The 19,554-nt window shown below is 66.2% G+C and carries 11 protein-coding genes; 2 read left to right on the top strand and 9 right to left on the bottom strand.

Annotation, left to right across the window (positions count from 1 at the left end; genetic code table 11):
* The 3 genes from FBZ87_RS19925 to FBZ87_RS19915 form a co-directional block, all read right to left on the bottom strand.
* Entirely contained in the window at nucleotides 1–1,398 is a 1,398-nt protein-coding gene (locus tag FBZ87_RS19925; protein ID WP_145612334.1) for a tetratricopeptide repeat protein, read from the bottom strand.
* Between the two features lie 29 nt (nucleotides 1,399–1,427).
* The gene (locus tag FBZ87_RS19920; RefSeq protein ID WP_246134504.1) at nucleotides 1,428–3,680 is read right to left on the bottom strand and encodes a TonB-dependent receptor; all 2,253 of its coding nucleotides are present in this window, start codon (nucleotides 3,678–3,680) and stop codon (nucleotides 1,428–1,430) included.
* Between the two features lie 331 nt (nucleotides 3,681–4,011).
* Entirely contained in the window at nucleotides 4,012–4,653 is a 642-nt protein-coding gene (locus FBZ87_RS19915; RefSeq protein ID WP_246134503.1) for a GNAT family N-acetyltransferase, read from the bottom strand.
* 526 nt (nucleotides 4,654–5,179) lie between these two features.
* On the opposite strand from FBZ87_RS19915, the gene FBZ87_RS19910 reads away from it, so the two are divergent.
* The gene (locus FBZ87_RS19910; protein ID WP_145612332.1) at nucleotides 5,180–6,949 is read left to right on the top strand and encodes a hypothetical protein; all 1,770 of its coding nucleotides are present in this window, start codon (nucleotides 5,180–5,182) and stop codon (nucleotides 6,947–6,949) included.
* Between the two features lie 184 nt (nucleotides 6,950–7,133).
* Here the strand turns inward: FBZ87_RS19910 and FBZ87_RS19905 are convergent, their stop codons facing one another.
* The 5 genes from FBZ87_RS19905 to FBZ87_RS19885 all read right to left on the bottom strand — a co-directional run bounded on the left by FBZ87_RS19905 (nucleotide 7,134) and on the right by FBZ87_RS19885 (nucleotide 15,293).
* Nucleotides 7,134–9,329: a malate synthase G gene (locus FBZ87_RS19905; RefSeq protein WP_145612331.1), complete on the bottom strand. Its 2,196-nt coding sequence runs from the start codon at nucleotides 9,327–9,329 to the stop codon at nucleotides 7,134–7,136.
* A gap of 171 nt (nucleotides 9,330–9,500) precedes the next feature.
* Nucleotides 9,501–12,353: an FAD-binding and (Fe-S)-binding domain-containing protein gene (locus tag FBZ87_RS19900; RefSeq protein ID WP_145612330.1), complete on the bottom strand. Its 2,853-nt coding sequence runs from the start codon at nucleotides 12,351–12,353 to the stop codon at nucleotides 9,501–9,503.
* A 6-nt stretch (nucleotides 12,354–12,359) separates the two neighbouring features.
* Complete coding sequence (locus tag FBZ87_RS19895; protein ID WP_145612329.1) at nucleotides 12,360–13,025, bottom strand: LutC/YkgG family protein; 666 nt, start codon at nucleotides 13,023–13,025, stop codon at nucleotides 12,360–12,362.
* On the bottom strand, nucleotides 13,022–14,512 hold the full coding sequence (locus FBZ87_RS19890; protein WP_246134502.1) for a LutB/LldF family L-lactate oxidation iron-sulfur protein: 1,491 nt from the start codon (nucleotides 14,510–14,512) through the stop codon (nucleotides 13,022–13,024). Before FBZ87_RS19890 ends, FBZ87_RS19895 begins: the two co-directional genes overlap by 4 nt.
* A complete protein-coding gene (locus FBZ87_RS19885; protein ID WP_281288988.1) occupies nucleotides 14,502–15,293 on the bottom strand; it encodes a (Fe-S)-binding protein in 792 nt (263 codons plus the stop codon). The genes FBZ87_RS19890 and FBZ87_RS19885 overlap by 11 nt, the downstream gene beginning before the upstream one ends.
* 497 nt (nucleotides 15,294–15,790) lie before the next feature.
* On the opposite strand from FBZ87_RS19885, the gene FBZ87_RS19880 reads away from it, so the two are divergent.
* Nucleotides 15,791–17,440, top strand: coding sequence for a lactate permease LctP family transporter (locus tag FBZ87_RS19880; protein ID WP_145612328.1), 1,650 nt, complete (start codon nucleotides 15,791–15,793; stop codon nucleotides 17,438–17,440).
* A 62-nt stretch (nucleotides 17,441–17,502) separates the two neighbouring features.
* On the opposite strand, the gene FBZ87_RS19875 is transcribed toward FBZ87_RS19880, so the two are convergent.
* Nucleotides 17,503–19,410 (bottom strand): acyl-CoA synthetase, encoded by a 1,908-nt coding sequence (locus FBZ87_RS19875; protein WP_211107018.1) that lies wholly within the window; start codon nucleotides 19,408–19,410, stop codon nucleotides 17,503–17,505.
* Nucleotides 19,411–19,554: the final 144 nt, after the last annotated feature.

Below are 19,554 nucleotides of genomic sequence, written 5' to 3'. Positions count from 1 at the left end.
TCAGTTCACCAAGAGGCTGGTGTCATGGCGGTGCGCCTCCGCCGTGGCCTGGGCTCGCGCCGCCGCCTGGCGCGCCAGGCTGGGCAGGCCCAGCGCGTCATAGACCTGGGCCAGGGCGCGGTTCAGGGGCACGCCGCCGGGGTCGTGGGCCCGGCGCAGCTCCAGCATCTGTTGCGCCGGGGCCCAGCGCCGGTCCTTGAGATAGGCGTCCAGCACCACCTGTTCGAACAGGTCGCGCTGGGCGTGGCTGCCGCCGATCTCCACCAGGCGGGGCAAAACCGGGCCCAGGCGGCGCACCGCCGTACGCCAGTCGCCCCGGTGATAGGCCACCAGCCCCTCGGCCGCCGGCACGGCCACATCGGCCCAGGTTTCCCGGCTGTGGTCCGGCGCGCGGCCCGCCTGCGCCTGGATGGCGGCCAGCAGGGTGTCGGCCTCCGCCCGGCCGGCGCGGGCCAGGCCCATGAGGTACAGCAGCGCCAGGAAGGGCTGGGCCGTGTCGGTGACGCGGGCGGCCAGGTGGCCGGCCAGGTCGGTCCAGCGGTCGCCCACCTCCACGCCGGCCAGCTCCAGGCGGCTCAATAACTGCACCGCCCCCGCCTGGTCCTGGGAATAGCCCTTGTCCACGCCCCAGACCCGGGCGTCGTAGGTGGCCAGTGCCTCCGCCGCCCGCCCCTGGCTCAGCAGGAACAGGGCGTAGTGCCACCACAGGTGCGTGGACATGAAGGAATTGAGCTCGGTCCAGCTGTCGTGCACGCCGCGCAGGAAGGCGGCCCCCTGGTCGATCTCACCCCGGGTCAGCATCACATGGGCCAGGGCGTGGTGGGCCCAGGGCTCCTTGCGCTTCAGGGTGATGGCGCGGCGGGCCGCCGCCTCCGCCTCATCCAGCAGGTGGCACTGCTCATAGCCGAAGGCCAGCATGCCGTGCAGATAGGCGACGTCGCCGGCCCGGGGCAGCACCTTCAGCGCGATGCGCACCATGTCCGGCGACTGGCCCCGGTTGAAGTTCAGGTACTGGTGAACCTTTACCGCCGTCAGGTCGCGGGGGAATTCCTCCGCGATCTGGTCGCCCAGGGCCAGGGCGGCGGGAATGTCGTCCCGCCACCAGGCCTCCAGCATCGCGGCGTTCAGCTGTTCCCGCCGCGTGCCGTGGCGGGCGGCGGTCAGCGCGCGCGCCACATAGGGCGCGGCGCGGCCGGGGCCGTCGGTCGATTCCAGGAACATCCACAGCATGCCGGCGTAGGTCTGCACCAGGGGCAGGTCCACCGCCTCGTCCGCCACCGCCAGCAGGTTCACGGCCCGCGTCTCATAGGCCAGCAGCCCGCCGACGAAATCGTCGATCAGCCCGGCGCTGTGCGCGCCGTCCGTGGTGATGGGGTTGCCCAGGAAGTCTTCGTCCATGACGCTCTCGGCTAGGCTGTTGCGGGCGTTTAGTACTGGTACCCCAGGCGGATGCCCCAGGTCGCCGGCCGGCCGGGGATGGCGATGTCAGCGTTGGTGAAGAAGTTGCGCAGCAGGTCGTAGCGCCTGTCCAGGATGTTCTGGCCGTAGACCGTGGCGGTCCACGGCCCCTGGTCCGGCGTCAGGGTGACGGCGGCGTTGACCAGCCAGTAGCCGGCGACGTTGTAGCGGCTGCCCAGCAGCGAGCGTTCGCTGCTGCGATAGCTGTAGTCGGCCTCCGTCTTCAGCGTGTGGCCGGGCAGGGCCCAGTCATAGCTGACGCCGCCGTTGTAGGTGATGCGGGGGAAGCCCAGATCCTCCCCCGCCTGGTTGGTATAGATGGGGCGGCAGGGATAGCAGGTGGCCAGCGAGGCCGCCGTGTCCACGGCGTTGAATTCCTTGAACTCGCCATGCGACAGGCCCAGCGCCTGGGTGATCAGCAGGCCGGGGCGGGGCGCCCAGTCGGCCTGCAGCTCCGCGCCATAAATCTCTGACCGGGGGGCGTTCACGATCTTGCCGATGGCGCCGAAGCTCGGGTCGATGATGACCGACTGCACCTGCTGGTTATGATAGTCGTAGTAATAGGCCGAGGCGTTCAGGCGCAGGGTGTGGTTGGCCAGGTCGGACTTCACCCCCGCCTCATAGGCCCACAGCACCTCCGGCCGGAAGGGGGCCAGGCCGCCCAGCGCCAGGGTGTTGTAGGCGGTGAAGCCGCCGGACTTCACCCCCCGGCTGATGTTGGCGTACAGCAGCGCGTCGTCCGTCACCTTGAATTCCACGCCGGCCTTGCCCGTGGTCTGGGTGAAGCCGGTGGGCACCTTGTCCGCCGAAACGCCGATGCCGGTGTCGGGGATGGTGATGGTGCTGAAGGTGCGCAGCGTGCGGTCCTCATGCTCCTCCCGCAGGCCCAGGATCAGCTTCAGCCGGTCGGTGACGGCATAGTCGGCCTGGCCGAAGCCGCTGATGGACTCCGCCGTCTGGGCATAGCGGGTGTTGGCGATGAAGCCGTAGATGTCGGTGAAGTCGGACAGGAAGGCCTCGCGCAGCGTCTCGTGCGAATAATAGAGGCCGCCCACCCATTGCAGCCGGCCCGGCCCGCTGGAGGCCAGGCGCACCTCCTGCGACACGTCCTGGGCGCGGCTGTTGAAATATTCATCCGCGTCGCGGTAGGCGGTGGCGTCCCAGTCGTTGAACTCCTTGCGGTTCAGCGCCTCCCACGCCGTGATGCTGGTCAGCGTCACATCCTCGAAGCGGTGCAGCACCGTCAGGTCGGCGCCGCCGCTGGTGTTGTTGCGGAAGGGCTTGGCATTGGGGTCGGCGCCGATGACCTTGGCGAAGGCGGGCGACAGGCCCCACCCCGTCCTGGACGGGTCGGTATCGGCGGGCAGGGTGCCCACGCCCGGCTGGACGGCGGGGTTGAAGAGATAGCCGCCGGTGCCGTCCGACAGGTCGCGGCCATAATGCAGGTTCAGCCTCACGTCCGTGTCCGGCGTGGCCGTCCAGGCGATCTTGGCGCGCACGGCGGTGCGGTTGGCGTTGCCCAAATCCTGGCCGGTCAGGCGGTTGGTCTGCCAGGCGCCGCCCTGCTGCGTCATGGCCGACAGGCGCACCTTCACCGTGTCGCTGACGGGGCCGGAGACATAGGCCTCGATCTTGGCGGCGTCATAGCTGCCATAGTCGGCGGTGATGCCGGCGCTGGCGCTGTCCGTGGGGTTGGCGGTCAGGATGTTGATGGCGCCGCCGGTGGTGTTGCGGCCGTACAGCACGCCCTGCGGCCCACGCAGCACCTCCACCCGGTCCACGTCATAGACCAGGCCCTGGGTCATGATGGGCAGGGGGTAGGCGACCTCATCGACATACACGCCCACGGTGGGCGTGTTGTTCGAGGCATAGTCGTTGAAGCCCACGCCCCGGATGCGGAATTGCGGCTGCCCGCCGCCGAAGGCGTTGGTGACCTCCAGCCCCGGCGTCATGTTCTGCAGGTCGTTCACCGAGGTGACATGGTGCGTGGCCAGATCCCCCGCCGACAGGACGGAGACGGACAGGCCCACGTCCTGCACCGACTGCGCGCGCCGCTGGGCGGTGACGATGATGTCCGGAATGCCGCCGTCCTGCTCCTGCGCCATGGCGCCGCCGCCCAGCAGCGCGCCGCCCATCAGCAGGACGGTGGGCAGCGCCCGGCCCCGTGCCGTGTGGGCCCGTAACAGCCGACCCGCGGCCGCGTTCACGCGTGGTCCCTTCATCCTCAGCCACTCCCCCATCGTTCCCCGGCGGTGGCCCTTGGCTGGGCTCGTTCACCGGGTGACGCCGGCCGCCGAATTGTACTGTTCAATGGATGTGCAAAATATTAATAGCACACTAACGACAGTTAGCACGGGGAATAACGCTCCGGTCAATCGCGTAAATGGCCGGCGGGCGGTGATTACCAGGATAGGCAGCGCATATCTGTCATGCTGCGCCTGCTCACGCAATGAGCGCCGTCACAGCCTTAAGGTGGACGGGCGGGCCGCGCAACTATGGCATCGGTTGCAGGGCAGGGGGCGTTCGCGGCTGCGATAGGACGGTTGGTCCCGCTCAGTCCGGCCGCGCCAGGGCGGCCAGCCGTTCCTTCACCGCCGGCCATTCGGCGGCGATGATGGAGAAATAGACGCTGTCGCGCAGGCGGGCGGGGATGGCCTCACCGTCCGGCCCCACGCGGGCCGGCACCACGACGTGGGACCGGAAGATGCCTTCCTGCGTGGCGCCGATGCGGGCGATGGCGGCGCGGGACTGCTGGTTCAGCGCGTCGGTCTTCAACTCCACCCGGTGGGCGCCCAAGACCTCGAAGGCGGTGGCCAGCAGCAGGCGCTTGGCATCGGTGTTGGCGCCGGTGCGCTGGTGCGACCGCGCCACCCAGGTCCACCCGATCTCCACCCGCCGGTTGGCGCGGTCGATGTTGCCATAGCGCGTGCTGCCGATAACCTGGCCGCTGGCCTTGTGCACGATGGCGAAGGGCAGGCTGACATGCCGGTCCCGCTCCTCCAGCGCCGTGTGGACATAGGCCCGCATCTCATCCGGCGTCGTCACCTGCGTCGGCACCCAGCGCCACAGCACCGGGTCCAGCCCCACGGCGATCAGCCCCGGCAGATGGTCCTGGCTCAACGGCTCCAGCCGCACCACGGCCCCCGCCAGGGTGACGGGGCTGACGGTCATGGGGCGGGTGTCGATCTCGGCCATGGGGGCTCTCCGTGGACAGGGGCTCCTGGTTCGATACGAGCGGCGGGCAGCCGGGGCAAGGGCGGGATTGTCTGGGGGACAAGGTTTGGGGGGATATCCGATATACCGAACTTGAATGTTCGGGCTAGAGGCCGGAAGTGGGGGAACTGGTTTTAGGGACGGGTCCGAAAAAGCCGACCTTTGAATTAAATGCAGTGTTCCCTTACCCCCCCCCACCGACGACGTTAAAGGTCACCATGGCCATGCTGGCTCGCAGGGCCCCCCCTGAACTGACAAAGTTTCCAGCATGAGCGTTGAACGCCACGGTCAACGCAGCGCTGAACACCAAATTCCTGCGACGCCTGGCGCGAGAATCGGGCGGCGTTCCGGGAGAGCAGTCGGGTGATCACTTGGGAGCTGATGAGAAATTCTGGGAAGAGAAGGCAGTACACACGAGAGGAGATGGTAGGGCAGGAATAGCGGACCTACACCTATTGGTGACGTTCTGCTACCATTGCTCTCCCAAAGATCGTTTCGGAGTTTATCTATGCGCCCTCCTAAAAACTCTTGGCCAAAAACCTTAGGTGGGCGAGGCGCCCTTTTTTTTGCCCAGCAAATGCGCGAAATGCTGTCCCCACAAACGTTTGAAAGTTTCCGGGCGCTATCGTTAGATACGCTAGCTCGTTTAGATGAAGCGGTCGCAGTCGTTGAGGACGTCCGATTGAATCGAGTTCCGCGTCCCGCTCTGGAGCCCATTTGGGGTGAGCTTGTATGGTCTCTTACCGATGATCCAATTGCCGAGTCGCTAGCAGGGTCGCACATCGACTTGATAATGGAGCAGAATTCTAATCAAAAACTACCGCTTGTTGATATAAGTCACAATCTCATTTATCTTCGAAAGATTCTTTCAAAGTCACATAAGGAGAAGCTTGAGAAAACTATCCTCAATGTATTTTCAGATGATAAAAAGAGAATCCAATTGCGGCGCGCGACATCATCATATTGTAGTTTTTTAATTAACTCAGGATATTCAAAATCTTATATAAACCAAATAGTTGATCAATTATTTTTTAATAAAAACATTATTCGCGTGCGAACAGAAATGATTAATTCTTTTTTTAGGCGATTTGACTGCGAGAAAAAGTCATTTGTTATTTATGCAATAGTTGATTATGATTTTGGAAGATATTTATCACGCATTGGCTACGACATATCTTTTCGGTTAGGTGACTTGCCCCTTCATGTGGGAAGGGGGCTCGCACCCCTCTTGCTTACTGGGCACACATCGGCTTTTTTGATGTGCCGTGAGGAAGCTCACGATCAATACAGTGCCGCAAATCAGGTTCAGCAAAAACTTTCCTCAATTAAGGCGTTAACTTTTCTTGGTCCACACGGGATGCCGTGTGGCTGGGCAAACGAGATGTATGTACATCGTCTTCGGGCGCAACAGGGAATAATTGTTAAGATTAGTTATGAAACGTCATTCCACACCGGTGCTGTTAAGAAAACCGCAGGGCGGGCACTTAAAGAAGTGCATCAGTACTCAAGAAAGATATTATCAAGTTTTACTAATGATTCAACAGAGAGATTGCTTAGCTCTATTAGTACTAGTGCGTTGGCGCGCGCATCATCAAACCCGGAAAATCAATTAATTTCATTGTGGTCTGCTGTTGAAGTCTTGTTAAGTGAGCCGGAACGTGAAACTGCGCGCATTGTCCATTATGCGAGACTATTGATTCCATGCATCTGTCTTAAATATATTCGAAGGCAGACCATTGCTGTATTTGATGAAATGCTTGTCTCTTACAGGAGAAAATTTAGCGGAATAGTGAGTGGTGAACCATTCGTATCTGGGACAGATCAACATACAAAATTTGCCGCGATCCTATATCTCCCCGCCAACGCAAATTTGCGGCAAGATTTGTGCGATTTATGTGCAGAAAATCCACTGGCTTTACACCGGCTTTGGAAGCTTCACCATGAATATGGTACGCCAAAATCAGTTAGTGTACATCTCGATGCGCATCAAAAGAGGGTTGAATGGCAACTGCATAGAATCTATAGGGCTAGGAATAATTTAGTCCATGCAGGAAGGGTTCCATCTTTTCTAGATTCTTTAATTTTGAATGCATTTGAATATTATCGTGCTGCTGTTGCTACAATTGTAGCGCATGCCCGCAAGGATGAGTCGCAATCAGATATAGACCAAGTAGTTTCTGAGCTCGGAGTGGAGTACAAGGTATATATGAATTTCGCTAATAATATTAGAAAGAATAATGTGCTAAGTCTTGAAGATGTATTGAGGCTTGCTAAGTAGTTTGGCTGAAATAGAAATGTCTGCTATCCGGCCTGGCGCCGGTCTTCGGAACGATCGCCATGAGGCGCGAAGTAGACATAAGCCGCCAACCTTCAGTGAGCTTTCAATCTCGAAGCGCTAAAAAAGGGCGGAACCCCACGGTCCCGCCCCCTCTTAACCCTCACCTCTTCCCTGACGCTCGCGCCTACGCCCCCGCCTGCCGCGCCTTTGCCTCCGCCCGGCGGCGGTGGAGCACCGGTTCGGTGTAGCCGTTGGGCTGGCGCACCCCGTCGAACACCAGGTCGCAGGCGGCCTGGAAGGCGATGCTGTGGCTGACGTTGGGGGCCATGGGGGTGTAGGCGGGGTCGCCGGCGTTCTGCTTGTCGACCACGGCGGCCATGCGCTCCAGGGTCTCACGCACCTGTTCCTTGGTGCAGATGCCGTGGTGCAGCCAGTTGGCGATGTGCTGGCTGCTGATGCGCAGGGTGGCGCGGTCTTCCATCAGGCCGATGTTGTTGATGTCCGGCACCTTGGAACAGCCGACCCCCTGGTCCACCCAGCGGACGACATAGCCCAGGATGCCCTGGGCGTTGTTGTCCAGTTCCTGCTGGATTTCCTCCTCCGACCAATTCGTGCCCTGGGCAAGCGGGGGGGTGAGGATGTCCTCCAGCTTGGCGCGGCGGTGGCCGGCCAGCACGGCTTGGCGGGCGGCCACGTCCACGGTGTGGTAGTGCAGGGCGTGCAGGGTGGCGGCGGTGGGGGAGGGCACCCAGGCGGTGTTGGCGCCGGCCTGGGGGTGGGCGATCTTGGTGGCCAGCATGTCCGCCATCCGGTCGGGCATGGCCCACATGCCCTTGCCGATCTGGGCCCGGCCCTTCAGGCCACAGGCCAGGCCCGTGTCGACGTTCCAGTCCTCATAGGCCTTGATCCAGGCCGTGCCCTTGATGTCGTTCTTGCGCACCATGGGGCCGGCTTCCATCGAGGTGTGGATCTCGTCGCCGGTGCGGTCCAGGAAGCCGGTGTTGATGAACACCACGCGGTGCTGGGCGGCGCGGATGCATTCCTTGAGGTTGACGGTGGTGCGCCGCTCCTCATCCATGATGCCCATCTTCAGGGTGTTGGCGGGCAGGCCCAGCAGCTGTTCCACCGCACCGAACAGGCGGTTGGCGAACGCCACCTCTTCCGGCCCGTGCATCTTGGGCTTCACGATATAGACGCTGCCGGCGCGGCTGTTGCGCACGGCCGGGGTGTCGCCCACGCCCTCGCGCCGCAAATCGTGCAGGGCGATGGTGCTGGTCATGACGGCATCCAGGATGCCCTCGGGGATGTTGCTGCCGTCGGCCAGCAGCACGGCGTCGGACGTCATCAGGTGGCCGACGTTGCGCACCAGCATCAGGCTGCGGCCCGGCAGGGTCAGGGTCTTGCCCCCCGGGGCGGTATAGACGCGGTCCGGGTTCAGGTGGCGGTCCACCGTCTGGCCGCCCTTCTCGAACTGGGCGGTCAGGGTGCCGTTCATCAGGCCCAGCCAGTTGCGGTAGGCCAGCACCTTGTCGGCGGCATCCACGGCGGCCACCGAATCCTCGCAATCCATGATGGCGGTGATGGCGGATTCCAGCACGATGTCGGCCACGTGGGCCTTGTCCTCGCGCCCGATGCGGTGGCCGGCGTCGATGTGGATCTCGGCATGCAGGCCGTGGCGGCACAGCAGGATCACGGTGGGGGCGGCGGCGTCGCCCTGCCAGCCGCCCAGGCGGCTGGGGTCGGCCAGGCCCGTCTTGGCCCCGCCCTCCAGCGTCACCGCCAGGGCGCCGTCCACGATGGCGTAGCTGGTGGCGTCGCGGTGCGAGCCCTCGGCCAGGGGGAAGGACTGGTCCAGGAAGGTGCGGCCGAAGGCGATGACCTTGGCGCCCCGGATGGGGTTGTAGCCGCGGCCGCGCTCCGCCCCGTCATCCTCGGGCAGGGCGTCGGTGCCGTACAGGGCGTCGTACAGGCTACCCCAGCGGGCATTGGCCGCGTTCAGGGCATAGCGGGCGTTCATCACCGGCACCACCAGCTGCGGGCCGGCGATGGTGGCGATCTCCGCATCCACATTGGCGGTGCTGACGCTGAAGTCCGGCCCCTCGGGCTGGATGTAGCCGATGGCCGACAGGAAGGCGCGGTAGGCGGCGCCGTCGAAGGGCCGGCCCTTCTGGCCGCGGTGCCAGTCGTCGATCTGCTGCTGCAGGGCGTCGCGCTTGGCCAGCAGGTCGCGGTTCAGCGGCGTCAGCTCGTGCGCCAGCACATCCACGCCCTGCCAGAAGGCCTCCACCGACAATCCGGTGCCGGGCAGGACCTCGTTCTCGACAAAGTCGAACAGTTCCTGCGCCACCTGAAGATGCCCGGCCGTAACCCGTGCCGTCATGGTCCTCTCCCCTGATTTCTCTCGCTCATGCGTGGCCTTGGCCGGCCATCGCGGGTTTATGACGCACTGTTTTTCGACGCCCGATATGGGTAGGGGGCGGCGGGGTCGCCGTCAACGGTGCGGAAGTGCCGGGGCCGGCATAGGAGCATTGGCGGGCCCATCGGCGATCCGTCAGCGCGTGGCCCGGTCAACCAGATAGACCAGATGGCGATAGGGCACGCCGGCATGGTCGGCCAGGCCGATCTCGCACGTCCGGTTGCTGGAGTATCCCGCCTCGCAGCCCGCCGGCACCTGGGGGGCCAGGAAGCGCAGGGCGTGGTCGTTCAGCTCAGGCTCCACGAACCCCTTGTCACCGGCGAACCCGCAGCAGCCCACCCGCTCCGGCACCACCACCGTGGCGGCGCAGGCCTTGGCCACGGCGGCGGCCTGCGGATCGATGCCCATCTTGCGGGCCGCACAGTTCAGGTGCAGCAGCACGGGTTCCGCCTGCGGGGTCGGCGTCAGGCGGGGCAGGGCGTCCTGCGCCAGGAATTCCACCAGATCCTTCACCGGCAGGCGGCCGGAAAGGTAGGTCTTCATGCGCTGGGTGCAGGCGCTGGCGTCCATGACGATGGGGATGCGGCCGTTGTCGCTGGCGGCCTTCAGCGCCGCCTCCATCTCCGCCGCCTTGGCGTCCGCCGCCTCCTTCATGCCCTCGGACTCGAAGGCCAGGCCGCAGCACAGGTCGGGCAGGCCCTCCGGCACGATGGCGCGGAAGCCCGCGCGCTCCAGCACGCGCAGGGTGACCGCGGGCAGGGGATCGCTTTCCCCATCCTCCACCGCCGGCCCGAAGGTGCGCCCGGCGCAGGCGGCCAGGTACACCACCGGCTCGCCCACCGCAGTGGCCGGCGGCACGTCCTTCAGCCAGGCCATGCTGGCCCCCTCCGGCAGGTTGGGGCCGGCGTGGGGCAGGCGGTCGCCGGACAGTGTGCGGGCATAGGCCGCCAGGCTGGCCACCTTCTTCGGCCCCACGGCCTGGGCGGCGAAGGCGGCCAGGTTCAGGGCGCCGCGCGTGGCGGCCAGCACGGTGCCGTAATGGCGGGCCATCAGGCCGGCCACGGTGCGGGCCCTTGGCCCGTGGCGCTTGCCGCGCAGGGCCTTGGTCAGCTGCCCCGTCTCGATGCCCACGGGGCAGGCGGTGGCGCACAGGCCGCAGGCGGCACAGGTGTCGATGGCGTGGTGGTCGTAGAGATCCCGCAGCTCCGTCGCCGAGTCCCCCAGGGCCGTCAGGCGTGCGATTTCCCGCAGGCCGGTGATGCGCTGGCGGGGGCTCAGGGTCATGCCGTGCGAGGGGCACATCTTCTCGCAGAAGCCGCACTCCATGCAGGTGTCGACGATGGTGTGGGCCGGCGGCAGGGGCTTCAGGTTCTCCAGGTGCAGGCGCGGGTTGGTGTTCAGCAGCACGCCGGGGTTCAGCAGGTTGGCCGGGTCCAGCAGGCGCTTGATCTCCCACATCAATGCCGTGGCGGCCTTGCCCCATTCCAGCTCGACGAAGGGGGCCATGTTGCGGCCGGTGCCGTGCTCCGCCTTCAGCGATCCGTCGTACTTCTCCACCACGATGTGGACCATCTCGTCCATGAAACGGGCGTGGCGGTCGATCTCCGCCTCGGTGCTGAAATCCTGGGCGAAGACGAAGTGTAGGTTGCCGGCCAGGGCGTGGCCCATGAGGATGGCGTCGGGGTAGCCGTGCTTGTCGAACAGCGCCCGCATGTCGTGGCAGGCGTCGGCCAGATCCTCGATGCGGAAGGCCACGTCCTCGATGATCACGCTGGTGCCGGTCTGGCGCATGGCGCCGATGGTGGGGATCAGGCCCTTCCGGATCTTCCACAGCTTGGTGTATTCGGCCGCGTCGGTGGTGAAGGCCGGGGGCCGCAGGAGGGTGACCCCGGCCAGCAGCCCTTCGATGGCGGCGATGTTCTGGCGCAAGGCCTCCGGGCTGACGGCCCGGGTTTCCACCAGCAGGGAGGCGACGTCCTCGCCCATGCTGTCGATCTCGAGCGGCAATCCCGGCTGGCCCTTGGCGCTGCGCAGGCTGGCGCGGTCCATCAGCTCCACCGCCGCCACCGGCCCGCCGTTCAGCAGGCAGGCGGCGCGCCCGGCCTCGACGATGTCGGGGAACAGCAGCAGGGCGCTGGCCTTGTCCGCCAGTTCCGGCACGGTGCGGTAGGTGACCTCCGCGATGAAGCCCAGCGTCCCCTCCGACCCGATCAGCAGATGGGCCAGGATGTCCACCGGGTCCTGGTAGTCGACCAGGGCGTTCAGGCTGTAGCCGGTGGTGTTCTTGATGGCGAACTTGCGCCGGATGCGGTTGGCCAGCGCCTCGTCCTCCCGCACCCGCCGGCCCATCTCGTCCAGCCTGGCCAAGAGGTCGGCGTGGCTGACGCGGAAGGATGCCACGCTGGCGGCGTCGCCGGTGTCGACCAGGGTGCCGTCCGCCAGCATGAAGCGCAGCGACAGCATGGTCTTGTAGGTGTTCTCGTGCGTGCCGCAGCACATGCCCGACGAGTTGTTGGCGGCGATGCCGCCGATCTTGCAGCTCTCGATGGAGGCCGGGTCCGGCCCGATCTTGCGGCCATAGGGCGCCAGGCGGCGGTTGACCTCCGCCCCGATGATGCCGGGCTGCACCTTGATGACGCTGCCGTCGTCATTGATGACGGAACGGTGCCAGCCGTCGCCCAGCACCATCAGCAGGCTGTCGGTGATGGCCTGGCCGGACAGCGATGTGCCGGCGGCGCGGAAGGTGACGGGCGTGTTGTGGCGGCGGCAGGCGGCCAGCACCTGGCTCACCTCTGCCTCGCTGTCCACCCGCACCACCAGCTTCGGCACCAGGCGGTAGAAGCTGGCGTCCGTGCCATAGGCCAGGCGGCGCAGCGGGTCGGTGATCAGCCGGTCCGCCGGCACCATGCCCGCCAGCTCGGCGCGCAGGGCGTCGTAATCACGGGTGAGGACGGGGTCCGCGGCGGGGTTCACGATGCTGTCCGGCATGACCCATCACTCCCCTTTTCTAATCAGCAGGATGATCAGTTCCTTGGGGCCATGGACGCCATAGGCCAAGGTCTGCTCGATATCGGACGTCTTGGACGGGCCGGAAATCAACAGGGCATTGGTGGGCATGCCCGCCGCCCAGCCTTGGTCCCGCACCACCGCCGCCAGCGTGTCGTGCAGCGTGTCCTCCTCCAGCACGGCGATGTGCAGGGGCGGCAGCAGCGACAAGAGGCGCGGTTCCTCCGCCGTTGGCCACAGAATCAGGGTGCCCGTCTCGGCGATGGCGCCGCGCGTGCCGGTCAGGCCGGCATCCACCCGGTGCACCAGCGCATCCTTCAACACCTCCACCGGCTGGTCATAGGGCACCAGGGTGGGCAGGGGCACGCCCTGGGCCGCCGCCCGCAGCAGGGCGTCGCCGCGCGGTGTGCCGGGGGCGACCATCAGGCGGCCCACGCCCCGGTTGTTCAGGATGGTGGCCAGCCGCGCCGGCCAGGTCTCCGCCGTCACGTCATGGATCTCGGCGTGGTTGGCCTCCGCCATCTGGCGGAAGCGGACCAGCTTGTCGGTATAGGTGGGCGGCGTCCAGGGCGCGAGGTCGGGACCCGGCCGGCCGGGGGCGGCCTTCAGGCGGCCCAGGATATTGGCCCTTGCCGTGTTTGAGGCGGCGCTCATTTCGGCACCTCGTTCAGGTAACCGCGCTCGCGCGCCAGATCATGCAGGGTACGCGGCTTGAAGCGGGGCTTGGCCCGCGCCTTGGTCCAGTCGCGCATCAGTGGGGCGTCGGCCGGTACCCAATTGCCGCCCCAGGCCAGGGCGCGGGTGACCATGCGGTACAGCAGTGGCCGGGTATAGACCAGGCGCCAGCCGGCCCAGACCAGGCTTTCCGTCCACGACCGCTCCGCCCCGCCGTCCTTCACCACTGTTGAATAGAGGGGGGGAAGGTGCGTGGCCGGCGTCTCCGTCGGCCGCACCGCCTCGCGGCGCAGGCGCACCAGCAGGTCGGGGATGGGGATCTTGACCGGGCAGACCTCGGCGCAGGCGTTGCACAGGGTGGAGGCGTGGGGCTGGTCGCCGGCGGCGTCCAGGCCCTGCAGCTGCGGTGTCAGGATTTTGCCGATGGGGCCGGGATAGATGGCGTTGTAGGTGTGGCCGCCCACGCGGGTGTAGACCGGGCAATGGTTCATGCAGGCGGCACAGCGGATGCAGCGCAGCGTGTCCGCCAGCTCCACATCCTGATAGACACGGCTGCGCCCTGCATCCAGCAGCACCAGGTGCACGGCCGTGGGCCCGTCCTTCTCGCCGGCCTTCCGGGGGCCGCTGATCATGTTGACGTAGGTGGTGATGGGCTGCCCGGTGGCGGAACGGGGCAGCAGGGCCAGCAGGGGCGGGATGTCGTCCAGGTATTCCACCACCTTCTCGATGCCGGTCACCGCGATGTGCAGCGGCGGCAGGGTGGTGGACAGGCGGCCGTTGCCCTCATTCTCGATCAGCACCAGGGTGCCCGTCTCCGCCACCGCGAAATTGACGCCGGAAATGCCGGCGTCGGCGTTGGCGAAGCGCTCCCGCAGCACCCGGCGGGCGGCGGCGGTCAATTCATCCACGTCACCGGTGCGTTCCAGGCCCGGGATCTTCTCCGCGAACAGGTCCGATATCTCATCCTTGTTCTTGTGGATGCAAGGCATGACGATGTGGGACGGCGTCTCCCCCGCCAGCTGGATGATGTACTCGCCCAGGTCGGATTCCACCGCCTCGATACCGTGCCGCTCCAGGTGGGCGTTCAGGTGCATCTCCTCCGACACCATGGACTTGCCCTTGATGACGGTACGGGCGCCGGCCTGTTGCAGGATGCCCAGGACGATGGCGTTGGCCTCCTCCGTCGTCTCCGCCCAGTGCACCTGGACACCGTTGGCGGTCAGCCGGGATTCCAGCCGCTCCAGCAGGTCCGGCAGCTTGGCCAGGGCGCGGGCCTTCACGGCGGCGCCCCGTTCCCGCAGCTCCGCCCAATAGGCCGGGTCGGGGAACTGGGCGGCGCGCTTGGCCATCAGGCCGTCCATGGCCCGGCGGAAGTTGCGGCGCAGCTGCGGGTTGTTCAGCGCGTCGGGCGCCCTTTCTGCGAACCGGGGGCCGTGTTCGGCATGCATGCCGCCGTCAGCCGCCATGACAGCGCTCCATCAGGAATTCCGCGATGTGGCGGCAGCGGATGCCATCGCCCGCCTTCTCGGCATGCCCGCCGATGTTCATCAGGCAGCCGCAGTCGCCCGACAGCAGGGTGCCGGCGCCGGTCTCCCGCACGCTGGCCAGCTTGTCCGACACCATGGCGGTGGACACGGCCGCCTGGCGCACGGCGAAGGTGCCGCCGAAGCCGCAGCACTCCCGCTCCCGCTTGTTTTCCACCAGGGTGACATTGGCCAGCTGGCGCAGCAGGGCCTTGGGTTCCTCGCTCACGCCCATCTCGCGCAGGGAATGGCAGGACGGGTGCCAGGTGACGGTGACGGGCGCGCCCTTGTCCGCCAGTTTGACGCCCAGCACGTTGACGAAGAAGGCCGTCAGCTCATGGATGCGGGCGGCGAAGGCGATGGCGCGCGGCTGGTCGGGATCGCCCTCGAACAGGTGGGCGTAGTGGGTCTTCATCATGCCGGCGCAGGAGCCGGAGGGCACCACGATGGGAATGTCGCTGGGAAAGGCGTCCAGCTGCGCCCGCGCCACCTCGCGCGCCTCCTCCACATAGCCGGAATTGCGCGCCGGCTGGCCGCAGCAGCTCTGCCCCTCCGGGAACACCACGTGCACGCCGGCGTGGCGCAGCAGGTCCATGCCGGCCAGCCCGGCCTCCGGGTACAGCATGTCCACCAGGCAGGTGCCGAAGAAATAGACCGTATCCGGCCGGGCCGCCGGCCTTGCGGCGGCGGCCGTATTCGTGGCGGCCAGGTTCGTGGTGGTCAAAGGCCCGTCCCTCCCAGGATGCTGCCCCCGGGGCCGGCTTGCCTTTGCCCTGGGGAAATTGTCGGCGCCATATTTTACCAAGGAGTAGTCTTGGTCAAATCATTTTACCAAATAGGGATCGGCAATGGTCGCCCCTCCGGTGCAAGGGAAGGTCAAATCATTCAGCGGCTTAATCCCGGCGGCCTCGGCCGGATTTCTCCCCTAGGCGGATCGGCCGACACGTAACCGGGTTAACCAAGACCTTGGATTAGGGCCATCTTTTCCGTTTGCGCCCGCCCGGCGCGCGGGTTATCCATCATTATGTCCATGGTACAGTAATTTGACCAAGGAGACATCAACCCGGGCAATACCCGGGACGCCTGAATATGCGCGCCTGACCGACACCAGCCGCGTGGGGAGGACGACAGAACGCCGGCGGGCACCGGCGGCATCCCCAACCCGCGCCGCCTTACGCGTTCCGCCTGGTTTCGACACGACAACAAATAGGGGGGAAGGCCATGCAGCCTTGGGTCCAGGTCTATGACCCGTTTGGGAACATGGTGGTGTCCGCGTTGGTCGCGGTGCTGCCCATCGTTTTCTTTTTCGTGGCGCTGGCCGTGCTGCGGCTGAAGGGCTACGTCGCCGGCACGCTGACCGTGCTGCTGGCTCTGATCATCGCCATCGCGGCCTATGGCATGCCGGCGTCCTCGGCCATCGCCGCCGTGGTCTACGGCTTCTTCTACGGCCTATGGCCCATCGCCTGGATCATCGTGGCGGCCGTCTTCCTGTACAAGATCACGGTGAAGACGGGGCAGTTCGACATCATCCGCGCCAGCGTCATTTCGATCACCGAGGACCAGCGGCTGCAGATGCTGATGGTGGGCTTCGCCTTCGGCGCCTTCCTGGAGGGGGCGGCCGGCTTCGGCGCGCCGGTGGCCATCACCGCCGCCATCCTGGCCGGGCTGGGCTTCAACCCGCTCTACGCTGCCGGCCTCTGCCTCATCGCCAACACGGCACCCGTGGCCTTCGGCGCCATGGGCACGCCCATCATCGTCGGCGCCCAGGTGTCGGGTCTGGACGTCTACAAGGTGGCGGCCATGACGGGGCGGCAGTTGCCGGCCCTGTCGGTGTTCGTGCCCTTCTGGCTGGTGTTCATCATGGACGGGGCCAAGGGCGTGAAGGAAACCTGGCCCGCCATCCTGGTGACGGGGTTCAGCTTCGCCATCAGCCAGTACTTCACCTCCAACTACATCGGGGCCGAGCTGCCGGACATCATCTCGGCCCTCATCAGCCTGCTGTGCCTGACGGTGTTCCTGAAGTTCTGGAAGCCCAAGACCATCTTCCGCTTCAAGGACCAGGAGACGGCGGAGGAGCGCGGCGCGCACGCCTATACCGGCGGCCAGATCCTGAAGGCGTGGTCGCCCTTCCTCATCCTCACCGTCATCGTGACGATCTGGAGCCTGAAGCCCTTCAAGGCCCTGTTCGCCAAGGGCGGCGCCCTGGTGGACACGGTGTTTCTGTTCGACGTGCCCAGCCTGCACAACGCCGTGACCAAGGTGGCCCCCATCGTCAAGGCCGCCACCCCCTACGCCGCGCAGTACAAGCTGGACCTGCTGGCCGCCACCGGCACCGCCATCCTCATCTCCGCCATCCTCAGCATGGTGGTGCTGCGCTATGGCCCGGGCAAGGCGCTGGCCGCGTTCGGGGAGACGCTGGCGGAGCTGAAATGGCCCATGTACACGATCGGCGCCGTGCTGGCCTTCGCCTACATCGCCAACTATTCCGGCCTGTCCTCCACCCTGGCGCTGACCTTGGCGGAGGCGGGCAGGGGCTTCCCCTTCTTCTCCCCCATCCTGGGCTGGCTGGGCGTGTTCCTGACCGGGTCGGACACATCAAGCAACGCCCTGTTCGGGGCGCTGCAGGCCACGACGGCGCAGCAGCTGGGCGTCTCCGACCTGTTGCTGGTGGCCGCTAACAGTTCCGGTGGCGTCACCGGCAAGATGATCTCCCCGCAAAGCATCGCGGTGGCCTGCGCCGCCGTGGGCCTGGTGGGCAGCGAGTCCAACCTGCTGCGCTTCACGCTGAAGCACAGCCTCTTCTTCGTCTGCATCGTGGGCGTGATCACCCTGCTGCAGGCCTATGTCTTCACCGGCATGATCCCGCAGTAAGTCCGTATTATCCCCGTAGCCTCCCAGCCCCGGCGGTCGATCCGCCGGGTTTCTTTCTGGAATCAGTCTGTGATTTCATGGGCAAAGGTATAACGGCCCAGAAGCCGGCCGAGCGCCTGCCTGTCACCCTGGGCCCTGATCCGGGCCAGCAGGCCGCGATCCGGATCCAGCACGACGTCGACCTCGATATGGTCCAGGCCCGCGGTCTTGCCCTCCTGCCGGACGACGTCGGCGATCTCGTACCCCACCAGGGTCGGCTTGAAGACCTTGCCGACGCTGGTCAGCGGCAGGGCGTCCAGGACGCGCACCGCCTTGGGCCAGGCGGCCCGTTCCGGAATGAGGGCGCAGGCGTGGGCCAGCAGCTCCTCGCTGGTGGCGGTCGCGGTGGCACGCAACTGGACATAGGCGACGGGCAACTCACCGGCGTGCGCGTCGGGCCGGCCCACCGCCGCCGTCATCGCCACCGCCGGATGTGCGGCCAGGGCCTCCTGGATCACGCCGGGGTCGATGTTGTGGCCGCCCCGGATGATCAGTTCCTTGCGGCGGCCGGTCAGCCAGAAATAGCCGTCGGCATCCTGCCGGCCCAGATCCCCCGTGTTCAGCCAGCGCTCACCGGCGATGGCCAGCCAGGTGCCGCCTTCCCGGGCTGGGTCGGTATAGCCCTCGAAGACATTGGGGCCGTTCAGCGCGACGATCCCAACCTCACCCACGGCGGCATCGCGGACATAACCGCCCTGGTCGTCCAGGATGACCACCTTCATCCGTTGATAGGGCAGGCGCAAGCCGATGGAGCCGACGCGGCGTTCCCCGGCCGGCGGATTGACGCTGGAGGTGCAGGCCCCCTCGGTCAGGCCATAGCCTTCCAGGATGCGCACGCCCGTCGCCTGTTCGAAGCGGCGGAACAGCTCAACCGGCATGGGCGCGGCCCCGCACATGCCCAGTTCCAGGCTGGACAGGTCATGCCCCTCCACCGGCTGTTCCAGCAGCGTCGAATAGACGGTGGGCACACCGGAGAAGAAGGCGATGCGGTGCCGCTCCACGATCTCCCAGAAGTGGCGCAGCACGCCCTCGCCGCGATAGCCCTGGGGCGTGCCGATGACGACATGCCCGCCGCGCCCCAGCGGCGCCAGCCCCGTCACCAGCTGTCCATTGACGTGGAACAGGGGCAGCCCGCAGAAGAATACCGGCTGCGCCGCGGTCCCGCCCAGCACCTGGTTCATGGCCCAGCTGTCGAACACCTCGCTGTGATGGGTGCGACGGGCGATCTTGGGCAGGCCGGTGGTGCCGCCGGTGGCGAAGTAGGAGGCGATGTCCGTGGCGGCGGGGGCGGCGAAGGTCAGCCGTCCGCCCTCGTGGCGCTTCAGTGCGCGCGTCATGTCCTGGACGGGCACATCCAGGCGGGTGGCGCGCAGCCGCCGGGCCGCCAGCAGCCGGGCGATGGGCGCCAGGGGGGAGCGCAGATAGCGCAGGGGATCGACGGTCAGGATCTGGCGCACCGAGGGCGCCTCCACCAGGGCCGCGCAGGCCTTTTCCCAGAGGGCGCTGCCCGGCGCCGGGCCCAGGGTGACCAGCAGCCTGGCATCCGCCGCCCGCAGCAGGGCGGCGATCTGGTCGGCCTCCAGCAGCGGGTTTATGGGGAAGGCGATGCCCGCCGTTTCCGCCCCCCAGATGGCCAGGTGGGTTTCGATCAGGTTGGGCAGCAGGATGGCCACCGCGTCGCCCCGGCCTATCCCCAGGTGGCGGAACATGTGGGCGGCCTGGGTGATCCGGGCCAGCAGCGCGCGATGGGTCAGGGTGTAGGGTCGCGCCTGGTCCCGGGTGCGCAGGAAAAAGGACAAGGCGGGCGCATCGGGGTTCAAGGCGGCGCCGGTGGCGATCATCTCATAGCTGTTCGCCGGCAGGTTCCGCTCGGCCAGCGGGACCGCCTCGATACGCTCGACATCGGCCAGGCAGGAAATCCCCATGCTCATGCGTTAAACCTTCATCCGTGGGTGGACATCATCGGGCGATGGACCAACGCCGTCGGCATGGCGGCCCAGGCTTGACTTTTGACAGCCTATCCATACACGGAAAAGAGGAATGTTCGGCTCGCTCGGCGCCTCAGGCGGGCGCGT

The sequence above is a fragment of the Nitrospirillum amazonense genome (genome assembly GCF_007828035.1).
Taxonomy (GTDB): Bacteria; Pseudomonadota; Alphaproteobacteria; order Azospirillales; family Azospirillaceae; genus Nitrospirillum; species Nitrospirillum amazonense.
This window is presented reverse-complemented; position numbering and strand designations above follow the sequence as displayed.

What these genes read in the sequence shown, in the direction of transcription:
- FBZ87_RS19875 (WP_211107018.1), bottom strand. Translation starts at nt 19,410, where the DNA reads ATGAGCATGGGGATTTCCTGCCTGGCCGATGTCGAGCGTATCGAGGCG.
- FBZ87_RS19900 (WP_145612330.1), bottom strand. Translation starts at nt 12,353, where the DNA reads ATGCCGGACAGCATCGTGAACCCCGCCGCGGACCCCGTCCTCACCCGT.
- FBZ87_RS19890 (WP_246134502.1), bottom strand. Translation starts at nt 14,512, where the DNA reads ATGGCGGCTGACGGCGGCATGCATGCCGAACACGGCCCCCGGTTCGCA.
- FBZ87_RS19925 (WP_145612334.1), bottom strand. Translation starts at nt 1,398, where the DNA reads ATGGACGAAGACTTCCTGGGCAACCCCATCACCACGGACGGCGCGCAC.
- FBZ87_RS19905 (WP_145612331.1), bottom strand. Translation starts at nt 9,329, where the DNA reads ATGACGGCACGGGTTACGGCCGGGCATCTTCAGGTGGCGCAGGAACTG.
- FBZ87_RS19895 (WP_145612329.1), bottom strand. Translation starts at nt 13,025, where the DNA reads ATGAGCGCCGCCTCAAACACGGCAAGGGCCAATATCCTGGGCCGCCTG.
- FBZ87_RS19880 (WP_145612328.1), top strand. Translation starts at nt 15,791, where the DNA reads ATGCAGCCTTGGGTCCAGGTCTATGACCCGTTTGGGAACATGGTGGTG.
- FBZ87_RS19910 (WP_145612332.1), top strand. Translation starts at nt 5,180, where the DNA reads ATGCGCCCTCCTAAAAACTCTTGGCCAAAAACCTTAGGTGGGCGAGGC.
- FBZ87_RS19915 (WP_246134503.1), bottom strand. Translation starts at nt 4,653, where the DNA reads ATGGCCGAGATCGACACCCGCCCCATGACCGTCAGCCCCGTCACCCTG.
- FBZ87_RS19920 (WP_246134504.1), bottom strand. Translation starts at nt 3,680, where the DNA reads ATGAAGGGACCACGCGTGAACGCGGCCGCGGGTCGGCTGTTACGGGCC.